General features: G+C 41.0%; 13 protein-coding genes and 1 pseudogene. 10 read left to right on the top strand and 4 right to left on the bottom strand.

Translation table 11 applies throughout. The features are described from left to right. Positions 1-102: 102 nt before the first annotated feature. The 4 genes from D4T97_RS11005 to D4T97_RS10990 all read right to left on the bottom strand — a co-directional run bounded on the left by D4T97_RS11005 (position 103) and on the right by D4T97_RS10990 (position 3,668). Complete coding sequence (locus D4T97_RS11005) at positions 103-807, bottom strand: GDSL-type esterase/lipase family protein (protein WP_126050626.1); 705 nt, start codon at positions 805-807, stop codon at positions 103-105. A gap of 362 nt (positions 808-1,169) precedes the next feature. Then, entirely contained in the window at positions 1,170-1,373 is a 204-nt protein-coding gene (locus D4T97_RS11000; protein WP_126050624.1) for an Ig-like domain-containing protein, read from the bottom strand. Positions 1,374-1,437: 64 nt separating this feature from the next. Beyond that, positions 1,438-1,851: a glycerol-3-phosphate cytidylyltransferase gene (gene tagD / locus D4T97_RS10995; RefSeq protein WP_126050622.1), complete on the bottom strand. Its 414-nt coding sequence runs from the start codon at positions 1,849-1,851 to the stop codon at positions 1,438-1,440. A 275-nt stretch (positions 1,852-2,126) separates the two neighbouring features. Beyond that, a complete protein-coding gene (locus D4T97_RS10990; protein ID WP_126050620.1) occupies positions 2,127-3,668 on the bottom strand; it encodes a glycosyltransferase family 2 protein in 1,542 nt (513 codons plus the stop codon). Positions 3,669-3,810: 142 nt separating this feature from the next. On the opposite strand from D4T97_RS10990, the pseudogene D4T97_RS10985 reads away from it, so the two are divergent. From D4T97_RS10985 to D4T97_RS10940, 10 genes and pseudogenes are all read left to right on the top strand, one after another. Further along, positions 3,811-4,971, top strand: a pseudogene (locus D4T97_RS10985) (CDP-glycerol glycerophosphotransferase family protein); the annotation flags it as partial. An 18-nt stretch (positions 4,972-4,989) separates the two neighbouring features. Further along, positions 4,990-5,808 carry an ABC transporter permease gene (locus D4T97_RS10980; protein ID WP_126050616.1) on the top strand — a complete coding sequence of 273 codons (819 nt, stop codon included), beginning with the start codon at positions 4,990-4,992 and terminating at the stop codon, positions 5,806-5,808. A gap of 12 nt (positions 5,809-5,820) precedes the next feature. Beyond that, positions 5,821-6,633, top strand: a complete 813-nt coding sequence (gene tagH, locus D4T97_RS10975; RefSeq protein WP_126050614.1) for a teichoic acids export ABC transporter ATP-binding subunit TagH — start codon at positions 5,821-5,823, stop codon at positions 6,631-6,633. Between the two features lie 325 nt (positions 6,634-6,958). Beyond that, on the top strand, positions 6,959-8,017 hold the full coding sequence (locus D4T97_RS10970) for a glycosyltransferase family 4 protein (protein WP_126050612.1): 1,059 nt from the start codon (positions 6,959-6,961) through the stop codon (positions 8,015-8,017). Between the two features lie 986 nt (positions 8,018-9,003). Then, entirely contained in the window at positions 9,004-9,750 is a 747-nt protein-coding gene (locus D4T97_RS10965) for a YveK family protein (protein ID WP_126050610.1), read from the top strand. Continuing rightward, positions 9,737-10,438: a CpsD/CapB family tyrosine-protein kinase gene (locus D4T97_RS10960; RefSeq protein ID WP_126050608.1), complete on the top strand. Its 702-nt coding sequence runs from the start codon at positions 9,737-9,739 to the stop codon at positions 10,436-10,438. Before D4T97_RS10965 ends, D4T97_RS10960 begins: the two co-directional genes overlap by 14 nt. A gap of 50 nt (positions 10,439-10,488) precedes the next feature. Beyond that, positions 10,489-11,256 carry a tyrosine-protein phosphatase gene (locus D4T97_RS10955; protein ID WP_126050606.1) on the top strand — a complete coding sequence of 256 codons (768 nt, stop codon included), beginning with the start codon at positions 10,489-10,491 and terminating at the stop codon, positions 11,254-11,256. Between the two features lie 209 nt (positions 11,257-11,465). Then, entirely contained in the window at positions 11,466-13,286 is a 1,821-nt protein-coding gene (locus tag D4T97_RS10950; protein WP_126050604.1) for a polysaccharide biosynthesis protein, read from the top strand. Between the two features lie 11 nt (positions 13,287-13,297). Beyond that, complete coding sequence (locus D4T97_RS10945; RefSeq protein WP_126050989.1) at positions 13,298-14,368, top strand: Gfo/Idh/MocA family protein; 1,071 nt, start codon at positions 13,298-13,300, stop codon at positions 14,366-14,368. Next, positions 14,326-15,654, top strand: a complete 1,329-nt coding sequence (locus D4T97_RS10940) for a nucleotide sugar dehydrogenase (RefSeq protein ID WP_126050602.1) — start codon at positions 14,326-14,328, stop codon at positions 15,652-15,654. The genes D4T97_RS10945 and D4T97_RS10940 overlap by 43 nt, the downstream gene beginning before the upstream one ends. The last annotated feature ends 17 nt before the right edge of the window (positions 15,655-15,671 follow it).

Below are 15,671 nucleotides of genomic sequence, written 5' to 3'. Positions count from 1 at the left end.
TCGGAGAGTAATCGGAATCCCGAATAGTATCCCGGATTTCCGAAGAATAATGCGTGAATTTGGGCTGCAGTTTGATCCGTGACCAGCCCCACTAAACCCCACCTAATCAATGTATTTTTTAATGGATTCTTTCCAAAGAATATAACCTTTCCCCGTCAAATGGATTCCATCTACAGTATACTCTTCCGGAAGCTGATCGTTATTTGCGAAATTTGAGTAAAGGTCAATATAGTGAACCCCGGAGCTCTTCGCAAGAGAGCGGAGCCCCTTATTCATTTTCTTGATTTTATAGTTTGTTAATATCTTTCCGTATTTGCTGTTATTAATAGGGAGCAAGCTTTGGATAAAAATTTCGGTATTAGGAGACCCCGCTTGTATTCGATTGATGATTACTGAGTAATTTCTAACGGTTGCAGCGACACTGTGGCTCTTTAAATCGTTCACGCCAATAAGAAGAAAAATTTGTTTCGGCTGTGCAGCGAGTACGCTGTCCAATCTCTCAAGAACCCCTTTTGTCGTATCGCCGCCAATGCCTCTGTTGATTACACTTTTTTCGGGAAAAAGCTCACTCCATTCCGTTCTGAAAGTAAGGCTGTCCCCTAAAAATACGATGGAATCCGGCGGGATGGGCAGCTCGTTAAATAAAGTTGTACGTTCGTAGTAATGAAAGCCGGTTCTCTTGGCTGGATTTGACCTTTGTGGTGCATCGACTTTATCAAATTTTATAAAAGTAAGCCCGGTAAAGAGAATTATTAGTAAGTTGAACCCGATAGAAATAGAAAGAATGCGCTTTGTTTTTCTGTTCATGATGCACCTCAGAATATTTGGTAGTACAAGAGTAACATAAATAGGTGGAAAGTTTTACATGAGTTTTGATTTGTTTACTTTTTTATAAGAATTGCTATCAGGCCAGTGTTGCTACTGATTTAGTATGTCTTTTACCATTATTATTAGGGGGCGTTTTATATTTTTAATACTATCCAAAATCCCAAATTACTGTCCGAGCTTACAGATACTGTTCACAAATATAAATTACTGTCCATATTCTCAATATACTGTCCAAAATGATAATTTACTGTCCGAGTTACCTAAAACTATCATCCACGTACAAAGCAAAGTCCACCAAAAAAAAGGTTCAGCCTCCGCTGAACCCCACCGCATAGCAACTTTTAATTCTTCGTCACCGTCACCTTCGCCGCTTTCCCCACATTCCCGGCCTTATCCTTGGAGTGCACCTGAAGGACAGTACCCGCTTTTCTGGTAGTCTTCAGTGTAACGGTGAATTTGCCATTTTTAGCAGCTGTCGCTGTACCGATGACTTTTCCGCTCGCTTTGACTGTCAACTTTGATCGGGTTTCCGCTTTTCTGGTCACTTTTTTTATCTCTGTCACTGACTGCGGACATAGTGGGTATAGCTAAATAAAAGAAGGCACGGACTTATTGCAATTTCTCTAACCATTTGTTAGTCCTACCTAAATCCTTTTTAATTTGTGTAGTTAAAATTCCAACCGTTCTTGGCAGATATACTACTTCACAATATTGCTTTAAAAAATCAAAATTCCCTCTCCAATCCTCACCCATCACAAAGACATCTATTTTATAGGAAATAATGTCGCTTATTTTTTGTTCCCAGTTTTCTTCTGGTATGACTTTATCTACATATCGAACAGCCTCGAGAATTGCCCTCCGCTGTTCATAAGTATAGTACGCTTTTTTTCCTTTAAGTTCGTTAAATTCATCAGTAGAAACAGCAACAATTAAATAATCACCATATTCTTTTGCTAGCTTAAGAATATTGAGATGGCCTGTATGAAGTAAGTCAAATGTTCCATAGGTTATTATTTTTTTCACCTTTTCAAGCCCCCTGAATGAAGACAAGGTATTTTTTGAATGGATTTTTAAAACTTATGGTCATTATTCTAAACTTATTCATTAGAGTTGTATAAAACTCCTTTTGTTTTGTAAACGGCCTCTTGTTTCCATAAGGGCTATTTCATGGTTAATTAAAAATACCTGCATATCCCTGCAGGTATTTTTAATTTCTATGGGGGAAAACCGATTATAAAATCACAGCTAATTCAATAACAAAGTGCCTTTCAGGTAGTCGGGTTGTATCCATCTAGATATTACTTCACATTCACCCCAAAGTTATCCCCAATCGTCGTGTAAAAATCAATTTTTTTCCCACCATACTCAAAAATCCGCCTCGTGTTCATTTTGATATGCAGCTTTCTGTAATCGTAATATCGAATGAACATGGTGTGGCTTGTCGTATCCAATTGTGCCAGCAAATCCAGGGGAATTTTCACTTCAAATAGTTTCTCGCCGATCTGTTCAATGGGCAGCACGTTTTCATTTATTTCATTGTCCCGCTGGCGGATGGCGAAGCAATTCACTTTGTCGAGGTCATCCCCATAAATGTTGACTCGGAGAATATAGTGTTCGTCGGTTTTCAGATGCTCCTTATATACCGCCAGCATGTTGATTCTCGCCCACTCGTAAGGTTCGGGAAACGGTAGGCGGTAATAGGGAAGGCCATCTTCTCTGATGACCATTTCTTTTGTTGTGTCCTTCAGGCTCCATTCAATTAACTTAACAATATCGGTAAACCTTTTTTCTTTGAATAGGTCCACCAACACTTTATGCCAGGGCTCGAAGAAATTTTCTGTGAAGTCGTAGCGCAATCCCTTGGTCGTTTCAAGTACTTCGGCGAATTTGTTATAATATATGTCCTTACGAAGAGACCTTAAAAAGTGGTGTCTATTAAACAACCGCGTAATACAGTCAAACTCATACAGCCGATTCAAAACCATCCGCTCGATTTCCTCGGGCAGTTCCTTCTTGATAACATGCCTGATAACGGCCAGGTTTGTATCTGTTTTTTCGAAAATGGTCGTCGTACCAACCAGGCTTTTATTATCCCTGAAGCGGTTGACGTAATAGATTACGTCCTTTGTCGTTGAAATGCTCGGGCAATTTGTCAGCACGTCGATGAAAAACTGTTTGTCTTCTGCGAATTTCATATGGGGAAAACGGCAGTTATGGTCTCGTAGAAATTGTGTTCGTATCATCCTTGCTGTAGGCCCCAAATGTTGAAAGATATGCGGGATGGAGCAGGGGTTGATGGACTCACGATATTCGCAGCTATTGTATTCACCCGTGATGACAAGCTTATTATCCTCAACTTTAATCGTTCGGCCGATCGCGTAGGGGTCTCCTGTTTTCTCCATCAGATTATAGAGGGCTTCAATCCCGTCAGGGCTTAGCCAGTCATCCGAATCAATGAACATTGTATATGTACCCTTGGCGAGCTCAATCCCAACGTTTCTGGGCTTTGCAGGCGAGCCATTATTGCTCTTGAAAAAAACAGGTACGATATTTGAATATTCGTTCGCATAATCCAAGATGATCGAGCGGGAATTATCCTTGGACTTGTCGTCTATGATCAGAAACTCAATCTCGTTAAAACCGATCGTTTGATCAATCACCGAATCAATCGTTTTTCGCAATGTTTTTTCAGCATTATAGACAGGCATGATGACTGACACCTTCGGATCAGGCCGATTATTAGTGGGATGGATATAATAGCCTTCTTGATTGTATGTATAGGAATCGTCAGCAACTCCAGCCGTCCGGTTTGAAAAAATCCGAGTTAAAAAGGTAAGCATCTTAAACCTCCATCCAATTGAATAGCACTATCTATTATTTTCATTAAATAACATTAATAAACCTGCAATGGTTTATGCCTCCATTCATTGGACATACTTTTGATATGTCTATCATTTGTCGCGGTGGTGATTATTTATGAAAAAGAAGCTGAAAAAACGCCTTCAAAAAGTATATAAAAAGCTGTTCAAATTAATGGCGATCATTTTACCTAAAAATAAGAATCTCATTGTGTTTGAGAGCTTCCTTGGAAAACAGTACAGCGATAATCCAAGGGCAATATACGAGTATTTGAAGCAACATTATCCGAATTACAAGATGTATTGGAGTGTTGATAAAAGAAAGATTCAGGATTTAGGTAACCAGCCCATTAAAATCGTCCCTCGCTTTTCTGTAAAATGGCTTTTTTTAATGACTCGGGCGAAATATTGGGTAACGAATTGCAGGCTTCCCCTTTGGGTCAGTAAACCTCCCCAGACAGTATATGTTCAAACTTGGCACGGGACTCCATTAAAGCGGCTTGGCTTGGATATGGATGAAGTTCATATGCCTGGAACGAATACGAAAAAATATAAACGAAATTTTGCGAAGGAATCAGCAAAATGGGATTATTTGATTTCACCAAACTCCTATTCGACAGAAATATTCAGGCAGGCATTTGATTTTAAGAAAAAAGTGATTGAGTCCGGGTATCCGAGAAACGACTTTTTAATCCAATCCAATAACGCTGTGGCGTCCGCCAAGATCAAGAGCGCATGCGGGCTTCCTATTGATAAGAAGGTGATTTTATACGCCCCGACATGGAGAGATAATCAGTACTACTCTAAGGGTAGATACAAATTCGACTTGCCGCTTGATTTGGACGTACTAAAAGAAAAACTGGGAAATGAATACATTATTTTGCTCAGGCTTCATTATCTTGTCTCAGAGAACTTGGACTTGTCCGGGATGGAAGACTTCGTTTATGATGTTTCGTCGTACGGAGACATCCGAGATTTATATCTCATTTCCGATGTGCTGGTCACCGATTATTCATCCGTATTTTTCGATTATGCGAACTTGAAGCGGCCGATGGTCTTTTTTGTCCATGATATCGAAGAGTACCGCGATCAGCTTCGCGGGTTTTATTTCGATTTTGAAAAAGAGGCGCCAGGGCCACTCGTTCGGACGACGGAAGGACTGATCGAAGAAATCCGCCGGATTGAACAAAACGGGTTCTCGCTTTGTGAAAATTTTTATCAAAAATTTTGCCACCTGGAAAAAGGAAAGGCGAGTGAGCAAGTGGTGAAAGAAATATTCCAATAGTAAAGAGGCGGGGTTTTTGTGAAATCTGCCAGTACCGTCGTAAAGGAACTCATTGAAAATTTTTATTTAGTCAGAAGGCTTTCACTGTATGAGTTAAAAAGTAAAAATAAGAGCAATTATTTGGGAATGACATGGGAATTTCTGAATCCCCTGATACAAATTTTGATTTATTGGTTTGTATTCGGAAGCATCCGCCAGCGGGACGGCATTGAAGTTGTCCCTGGATTTGAGGTCCCTTTCATCTATTGGCTGCTGGGCGGGTTCATTTTATGGACGTTTTTCTACCAGTCGACCATACAAGGTTCAAAATCCATTTATACAAGGCTTCGCATGCTATCAAGGATGAATTTTCCAATGAGCGTCATTCCTGCCATTGCCATTTTTTCGCAGTTTTACACACATATTGTCCTGCTGGGAATCACCTTTCTAATATTTCAGTTGGGAGGGTATTACGTCAGTGTGTATTTTCTACAAGTAATTTATTTTATTTTGTCCTCCTTTTGTTTGGTATTTGCCATTTCCCTGATTACATCAACCCTTTCAACCATCATCAGGGACATCCATATGTTTTTAAACGCGACATTGCGAATGCTGCTCTATCTGTCGCCGATCCTTTGGCAATTTTCCATTTTGGAAGAACCTCTGCCGACCATCTTGAAACTGAATCCGCTGTATTATTTGATTGAAGGATATCGCTCAGCGTTATTTGGTACCGGCTGGTATTTCGTTGATCACTGGAAATATTCCCTATACTTCTGGGGTGTCGTTATTGTTCTGTTTTTATTCGGGGCAAAAATCCATGTGAAATTCAGAAGGCATTTCATAGATTACTTATAGGTTGGGATGGATATGGAAAAGGCCATTATCGCAAAAAATATTACAAAAAAATATAAGCTATACAGCAACAGTAAGGAACGCATATTGGATCTCATTTTTCCAAAAAGCTACGGAGAGGACTTTTATGCGCTGGCAGACGTCAACTTTGAAGCCGATAGGGGGGATTCCGTCGGCTTTGTCGGCATGAATGGATCAGGGAAATCAACATTGGCTAACATCATTGCCGGTATCGTCCCTGAAACCACAGGCAGTGTTGAAGTGAACGGAGAGGTATCGTTGATCGCGGTGGCTGCCGGATTGAACGGTGAATTATCAGGAAGAGATAATATTGAACTGAAGCTGCTGATGCTCGGCTTTTCACAAAAAGAAATAGTTGCTCTCGAGCCTGAAATCATTGACTTCTCGGAACTCGGAAAATTCATTGACCAGCCGGTCAAATCCTATTCAAGCGGAATGCGGTCCCGCCTCGGATTTGCCATCTCCGTCAACATAAACCCAGATATCCTGATTATCGACGAAGCTTTGTCTGTCGGGGATAAAGCTTTTGCCGAGAAAAGCCTGGACAAAATGAAGGAATTTAAGCAGGAAGGGAAGACCATGATATTCGTCAGCCATTCTTTAGGGCAGATGAAAAGATTCTGCGATAAAATTTTATGGCTGGAATATGGAATGGTAAGGGATTACGGAACTGTTGATGAGGTTCTTCCAAAGTATGAAGAGTTTTTAAATGAGTTTAAGAAGCTGTCCGGTAAAGAGAAAGAAGCATATAAGGAGAAAGGGGTGAAGAGGCAACAGGAAATATTAAAGCAGGAGGTGAGGCAATAGACCGGGACCCAAGTTTTAAAAATTGCCGAAACTGCCGATTTGTAATCGAATCAACGGTAATTAATAGTAGTCTAAAGTGCTTTAATATGCGCTTAATCATCACAGTGCCAGCACTTTTCACAAATTCACCATTTAATTTTTTTCACTAACTTTTCGGATGAAAATATCAAAGGTTTTTTCCGGATGAAATTTTAACACGGAGAAATTTGAACTTTTTTCACAAATTCCCCATGATAGCACGCCTTCTCAACAAGAAATCAATGGAAAAAATATTCACGTGTACTTGCCTCCTTTTTAGCCAAAATATGCATAGGGAGGTGATACATTGATCCTTTTGGCTACGCTAATTTGCATTCTGGCTTCACTCATTTTAACGCCGGTTGTGAAAAAAGCCGCTTTGCGGTTGGGAGCGGTCGATCAACCGGACCACCGAAAAGTACATAAACAAACGATGCCAAGACTGGGCGGATTAGCTATTTATGTAAGTTTTATTATCGGACTTTTTCTTGTCGTTCCTCATCATTCAACAATTATCTGGATTCTTGCAGGCAGTCTGATTATTATTGTCACCGGCATGATTGATGATATAAAAGAGCTTTCCTCCAAGTACAAGCTGATCGGTCAGGTGGCAGCGGCATGTCTTGTTATCATTGGCGGCCTGGACATCGACTTTATCAACCTTCCGTTTGGCGGACAATTAGCATTTGGTTTTTGGAGTTTTCCTATCACTCTCCTCTGGCTCGTTGGAATGACGAATGCCATTAACTTGATTGATGGCCTTGATGGATTGGCGGCTGGAGTATCAACGATCGCCCTAGTCACGATCAGCTTTATGGCATTCCTTCAAGGAGATCCCTTCGTATTCGCAATGGCAATAATATGCATCGCCAGCACACTCGGCTTCCTATTTTATAATTTTTACCCGGCGAAAATTTTTATGGGCGACACAGGAGCACTATTTCTTGGATATATCATCGCCGTGTTATCACTGCTCGGCTATAAAAACGTCACTTTCATCTCATTCATCATTCCAATTATCATACTTGGAGTTCCAATTTCTGATACAATCTTTGCAATCATTCGGCGAATCATTCATAAAAAGCCGATCACGTCCCCGGACAAAGCTCATTTGCACCATTGCCTGTTAAACATGGGGTTTTCCCATCGGCAGGCCGTCTTAACTATATATTCCATCGCCGTCATGTTCAGCGTGGCCGCAATTCTATTTTCAATCACCACCCTATGGGGCTCGATCATGATTATCGCGCTGGTGTTAATCTCCATAGAATTATTTGCCGAAGTCCTTGGCCTCGCTGGTGCAGAATACAGGCCGCTGATCTCATTAATGAGAAGGTGGCAGCTGACGAATGATCGGGTGAAATGAAGGTTAGGTTTTGCCAGTCATACCTTTATGATTCGGTTTTGGGTGTTTTATGATACTAGAAAGGGACGATGATATGATTGGTGAAAGAGTAGAAATGGTCCGATAAATGATGGTTTTGGTCCGGCAAGCAACAAATACGATTCAAAAAAATGAAGGGTTCGGCTTTGCTGAATCCTTCATTTTTATTTGATTCGAAAGAACCCAAAAGCTTCAGCTTCCTTTTCGACATTTATCCCAATAGAAAGGATGGAAAGTATACGCTTCGTTTTCATACATCCCTACAAGAGAAGCAAATTACCAAAAGAATATAAATAAAAAAGTAAAGTTGTAGCCCATTGGGCATATCAAAGCAAAAAAATCTTTAAAAATTAAGCTCTGCAAACTGAAAGATATACATTCTTTTGCTTTTCCCCCTATATGTGCTCTAATTCCTGCCAGCAAATATAGGGGAATGAATTTAACCTTTTAATTTGAATTTTTTTCCCAACACATGGAACCTCTGCTTATGTAATCATTGACCGGCTAATCAATATGAGGGGAAGTGCGGATTTGTCGGCTTTTGTCGAATTGGCTTCAGACATATAATAAGCGTTTTTTTTGTCGGTGGAATCCAATGAAGGAAGTAATTCGCAGTGAATAAATGAACATTTCAACATAAATTTTCCCAAGTTTTAGCATGATCTGGTAGTTTTGTGGAAAAAGACCTACTCTATATTGCTTTAACTTTACGAATGTAACCCCGCGTTAATAAAAACCTCATCAAAAATACGCTAAAAATCGACATCTACCTTTTATATGCCTTACATAAAAGAGAATAAATTCCAGTTAATTCTATGTAACTAGACTTAACAATATCTTTACATAAATAAACAAAAGTAAATTTACTATTAGGATGAATGGCACTCGTACCCATCCACACACACCACATACAATGAGGCTTGCAGAAGTAATTGTCTATTTATCCTAATTCAATTGAGGGGGAAGTTATGGAAGAAACAATCAGCTTGAGAGAGCTTATGAGGACGTTGGGAAAACGCCTGAATTTAATTGTGTTGATTACATGCACAGCGGTCTTGATCAGCGGCATTATCAGCTACTTTGTTATCACACCGATTTATCAAGCATCTACACAATTATTGGTAAATCAGGCAAAGAATGAACAACCCGCCTTTAATCCGGCTGAAATTCAAACTAATTTACAGCTTATTAATACATATAACGTGATTATTAAAAGTCCTGCGATTTTAGATCAAGTCATCCAGGAATTGGACTTGAATATGTCAGCAGGGCAATTAAACGGGAAGATCACCGTGCAAAGCGAAAAAGATTCGCAAGTGGTGAATGTGACGGTCCAAGATCCTGACCCTCGACAAGCATCGGAAATTGCCAATAAAGTCGCGGCTGTTTTTCAAGAGAAAATCGTGGATATTATGAATGTTGACAATGTAAGTATATTAACAAAAGCGGACATTGGAGAAAATGCTTCTCCAGTAAAGCCCAAGCCTCTGCTGAATATAGCCATTGCATTTGTAATTGGATTAATGGTTGGTGTTGGAGTCTCCTTCTTGCTGGAGTATCTCGATAATACTGTGAAAACGGAGCAAGATGTTGAACAAACTTTGGGGCTTCCGATTTTGGGTGTAATCGCTACTTTTGAAGAACAGAATATGGAACGTGCACCACGAAATGAGAGAAAGCCGAAGTTAAGGGGGCAAACAGTTGGCACGAAGTAAAAAAAAGAAAGCTTTACAAACGATCAGGCGGAAACTAATAACAAAACTGAATCCTAAATCACCAATATCCGAACAATATCGGACTATACGCACTAACATCCAATTTTCGTCGGTTGATGAAGAAATACGTTCCATCATGGTAACGTCGTCAGGTCCAGGTGAAGGTAAATCAACCACTGCAGCAAACTTGGCGATTGTATTTGCCCAGCAGGGAAAGCGGGTGCTGCTCATTGATGGGGACCTGCGAAAACCGACCGTCCATTATACCTTTGGTTTGACAAACTCTTTTGGACTCTCAAATGTATTAACCCACCAGATGGAGATTAGTGAAGTGATTAACGTAACGAATGAGGAACTGTTAAGCGTGATGACATCAGGTCCCATCCCGCCCAATCCTGCTGAATTGTTAAGCTCGCGGACAATGGCGAATTTTATTCAAGAGGCACAATCACAGTTTGATTTGATCATTTTCGATACACCTCCTGTTTTAGCGGTTACTGATGCTCAATTGCTCTCAAATCACTGTGACGGAACCGTTCTTGTTATATCCAGCGGCAAGACAGAAGTAGAGGCCGCATTAAAAACAAAAGAATCACTTGAGGCTGCCAAAGCAAAGCTGCTAGGGGTCATTTTAAACAATAAAAAAATGAAAAAAAACGATAATTATTATTACTATTATCAAGCTTGATCAAAAGGCTATATGAAAATGTGAATCTGAATCGGAAAGGGGGGACCGCGATGATAGATATACATTGTCATATATTGCCTAAAGTGGACGATGGTCCAGATGATGTAAGGGACAGCTTGGAGATGGCTAAAATGGCTGCAGGAGAAGGTATTAGTACAATCGTTGCAACGCCTCACCATCAAAATGGAAGTTATCACAATGTTAAAGCGGACATCATTCAGAAAACGAGAGATTTTAACGAATATTTAAAGACTGAAAGTATTGATATTAAAATTTTGCCGGGGCAAGAAACGCGAATTTACGGAGAACTGCTTGAGGATTTTGAAAAAGGTGAGATTCTAACAATTGCTCAGAGTTCGATGTATGTATTTGTTGAACTGCCCTCCAGCCATGTTCCGCGTTACACGGAACAATTGCTATATGATATCCAGATAAAAGGGCTCATTCCCATCATTGTGCATCCGGAACGAAATTCGGAACTAATGGAGCAGCCCGATAAACTGTATAAATTAGTGAAGAACGGAGCGGCAACTCAGGTGACAGCTGCGAGTTTAACTGGATATTTTGGGAAAAGGACCCAAAAATTTACAGAAGAAATTATAGAAGCCAATTTAACACACTTCATTGCCTCTGATGCACACAACACGGTGAGCCGTAGTTTTAAAATGGCTGAGGCACAAGAGCTGCTTAAGAAAAAATTTGGAACAGATACTTTATTCATGTTTATGGACAATGCTGAATCTGTTGTTGCGGATCAACATATCTTTAGAGAAATTCCAAGCCGCATAAAGAAAAAGAAATCTTTTTGGATTTTTTAACATGAATATTCGGTTATGTCTCCTATCCGTTATCTTTGGAGGCACTCGGCCATATCGTGGGCAGGTCATACTTGCCTTAGACGCATTGTCGTCAATGGTATGGCGTGAGGATGGGTTAGATGCCCGCTTAATTACATAACGAATGTCTACTTAAAATGCACAAACAATAGACATTTATTAACAAATTTTTTGTAAAGAAGGGATCCGAGTTGACTTATCAAAAGCGTGTTCCGCTGTTGATGCTGCTAGATTCCGTTATCGTCATGCTGTCCATCTACGCAGGCTATTATATTTTGCATCCCTACTCCAATTTTTACAATTCCAAGCTGTTACTGGTCAGTTCGCTCGTCTTGCTGGCGAGCCATCATATATTTGCATTGCGCTACAGACTGTATCTGAAAGCATGGGAGTATGCCAGTGTCGGAGAAATGATCATTATCGCAAAAGCCGTTACTTTTTCCATTGCAACTACAGGGCTTGTTCAGTTGATTGGTGCCGGACATGTGCATATCCGTGTCCTTCTCATGACATGGATGCTGCATATGCTCCTCATTGGAGGGTCTCGTTTTTCATGGCGTATGTACCGGGATCGTTTTATGCAGCCGACATGCAAGAAAAAACAAACGCTCATTGTTGGTGCAGGATCAGGGGGAGCAACCTTGGCCAGACAATTGATTTACAGTAATGACGTGGATTTAATGCCAGTTGCATTTGTAGATGACGATCCAAGGAAATACATGCTTGAAATGTATGGAATCAAAGTATGCGGTGGCATTGATGATATACCTGCACTTGTTGAGAGGATGAAAATTGAGCACATTATTATTGCCATCCCCTCATTATCAAGGAGGAAAGCAAGGCGCATCTATGAAGTTTGCTCCCAAACAGAAGCAGAAATAAAGATTATGCCATTGCTCGAAGACGTCATGACAGGAAAAGTCGAAGTGAGTGCCCTTCGAAATGTGGAAGTGGAGGATTTGCTAGGGCGTGATACTGTCGAGCTTGATATTAGTACCATTTCGCAGTCGATAACGGGTGAAACGGTGCTCGTTACAGGTGCAGGTGGATCAATAGGATCTGAAATATGCAGGCAATTATGCAAGTTTCATCCGAAAAAAATGATCCTTCTCGGTCATGGAGAGTACAGCATTTATAAGATTGATATGGAACTCCGCAAGGAATACTCCGAACATATTGAACTTGTTCCTGTGATTGCGGATGTACAAGACCCGCAGAGAATGCAGGAAGTGATAGGTGAACACAAACCTCGTGTCATTTACCATGCAGCTGCTCATAAACACGTGCCTCTCATGGAAGGAAATCCAAGAGAAGCGGTAAAGAACAATATTTTTGGTACGAAAAACGTAGCGGAAGCAGCAGACATTCACGGCGTCGATACATTTGTCCTTATTTCCACGGATAAGGCAGTCAACCCGCCGAACGTCATGGGAGCCACTAAGCGGATTGCTGAAATGATCATACAGACGATGGCAAAAGAAAGTGAAACTAAATTTGTTGCTGTACGGTTCGGAAACGTCCTTGGAAGCAGGGGAAGCGTCATTCCTCTTTTTAAAAAGCAAATTGAAGTCGGAGGACCAGTTACCGTTACCCATCCAGATATGACCCGCTATTTCATGACCATCCCAGAGGCATCCAGATTAGTGATTCAAGCAGGCACGCTTGCCCGTGGTGGTGAAGTATTCGTCCTGGATATGGGAGAACCTGTAAAAATTTCGGACTTGGCGAAAAACCTGATCACTCTTTCGGGATATTCTCTGGATGAAATTGAAATTGAATATACAGGGATCCGTCCTGGAGAAAAGATGTTTGAGGAACTGTTAAACGAAAATGAAGTTCAAGAAGAGCAAGTTTTTCCAAAGATACATGTTGGAAAAGCAGACCCGATTGATAAGCAGGATTTATACGGTGTAATCGAAAGGTTAAAAGAAATGTCCATCGACGAGATGAAAGGAACCTTAGTAACAATGGCCAACAGAAAAAGAACAAGAGAACTTCAAGTGGCCAGATAGTGAGGAGTCATATGATGAACTTTGCAATTGTAGGCTGTGGATTCATTGCAAAAAAGCATGCTGCAGCCATTGAAAATATCAATGATGCAAAACTCGTTGCAGTTTGCGATCCCTTTCAGGCGGCCATGAAGCCTTATTCAGAAGAGTATGGGGCAAAGGAGTACAAAGAGCTGGATGAAATGCTCAAAAAAGAACCGTTTGATATCGTTTGTATTTGTACTCCGAGCGGATTGCATGCCTCTATCGCGGAACAGGCAGCAGCTTCAGGGAAACATATAATATTGGAAAAGCCGATTGCGATGAAAATGGATGAGGCGAATCGAATCATCCGAGCGGCTGAAGAGAATAACGTCAAACTGGCCGTTGTACATCCCAATCGATTTCGACCAGTTGTACGAGAACTTCGCTCTATTTTAGACAGCGGCGTACTTGGAACAATCAGCCATGCCAATTGCATCGTCAATTGGAACAGAAATCAGGAATATTATGACCAAGCGCCATGGCGCGGAACGAAAGAACACGACGGCGGAGTGCTGATGAATCAGGCGATTCATAATCTTGATTTACTGCTATGGTTTATGGGCCAGCCTGAGGAAGTGTACAGCATGGAAGCAACCAGGCTGCGTGATATTGAAGCTGAAGATGTCTCTACCGGCATCATCCGTTTTGAGTCAGGCGCCCTTGCAACAGTACAAGCATCTACTACTGTATACCCATCCAACTTTGAAGAATCCATCACCATCTTTGGTGAGAACGGGACAGTCAAAATTGGAGGGAAAAACGCTCTCTATTTTGAGCATCTTGAAATTGAAGGTTTTGCGGAAGATAAAATCTCAACAATTAAAAATAAAATCAACGCGGACCCTTGGGGTACCCCGGGACATGAATGGATCATTTCGGACATGGTGCAGGCTGTCATTAATGACAGGCAGCCGGCAATCACTGGAAGAGACGGAAGAAATGCACTTCAACTCGTTCTTGCATTTTATGAATCCGCAACAATAAACAAACCAATCCACATTCACAAAGGAGAGTTTGTATGGGAACACTTTTACAATCAACAAGCCTCGCTGATGAGTTGATTAATAAACTGGAAACGAAAACGGCGACGATTGGAGTCGTAGGACTTGGTTATGTCGGCCTCCCTTTAGCTGTTGAAAAAGCGAAGGCAGGTTATCAGGTGATCGGATTTGATGTTCAGGAAGAAAAAGTCGAAAGGGTTAACAGGGGGGAAAACTATATTGGAGACGTCATTCCAGCCGATTTAAAGAATCTGGTTGAATCCGGGAATCTATCGGCAACAGCAGATTACTCATTTATAAAAGAGGTTGATGCTGTAGCGATTTGCGTTCCAACTCCTCTTGATATCTATAAGCAGCCGAATATGACTTACGTCGAAAATTCAGCCAAGGCCATTTCGGACCACATTACAAAAGGAACCCTGGTGGTATTGGAAAGCACTACATATCCCGGAACAACAGAAGAACTCATTAAACCGATATTGGAGGAATCCGGTCTGGTATGTGGCGCGGACTTCTTTTTAGCTTATTCACCTGAAAGGGTAGACCCTGGTAACAAAACATTCAATACAAAAAACACACCAAAAGTTGTCGGTGGCATGACGGATGAATGTACAAAGGTAGCGGCAGCCATGTATAGTTCAGTTCTGGAAGGAGACGTACATGAAGTATCGAGTCCCGCGGTCGCTGAGATGGAAAAGATCCTTGAGAACACATTTCGCCATATCAATATTGCGCTTGCCAACGAAATGGCTATTCTCTGCAACAAGATGGGAATCGACGTATGGGAAGTCATCGATGCTGCTGCAACGAAACCATACGGATTCATGCCTTTCTATCCGGGGCCTGGTTTGGGCGGCCATTGCATTCCAATTGATCCATGGTACCTGACATGGAAAGCGCGTGAGTATAATTATCATACGAAGTTGATAGAGACTGCTGGGGAAATCAATGACAGTATGCCGGATTTTGTTGTGCAACGCTGCATCGAGATACTGAATGAACAAGGAAAGGCACTGAAAGGATCTCGGATTCTGGTGCTCGGGGTTGCCTATAAGAAAGATGTGGATGATTATCGGGAATCACCGGTTCTTCCTATATTAGAAAGGCTGGACAAATCCGGGGCAGAATGGAGAGTGTCTGATTACCTCATTCCTGAATTTAAAATGAATGGTGAGCATATCAGTACAGTTGATCTAACAGTTGAGGAAATCGAAAATAGTGATCTTGTATTAATAGCCACAAACCATACAATATTTAATTATGATTTAATAGAAGCGAAAAGTGAATTAATACTAGACACAAGGAATTCGTATGAAAAGATAAGTGATAAAATTCATAAATTATAGGATGAGTCGATCATGAG

This window comes from Siminovitchia acidinfaciens (genome assembly GCF_003605385.1).
In the GTDB taxonomy this organism is placed as follows: Bacteria; Bacillota; Bacilli; order Bacillales; family Bacillaceae_C; genus Siminovitchia; species Siminovitchia acidinfaciens.
Note: the sequence above shows the minus strand (reverse complement) of the source record. Positions and strands in the feature narration are given on the sequence as shown.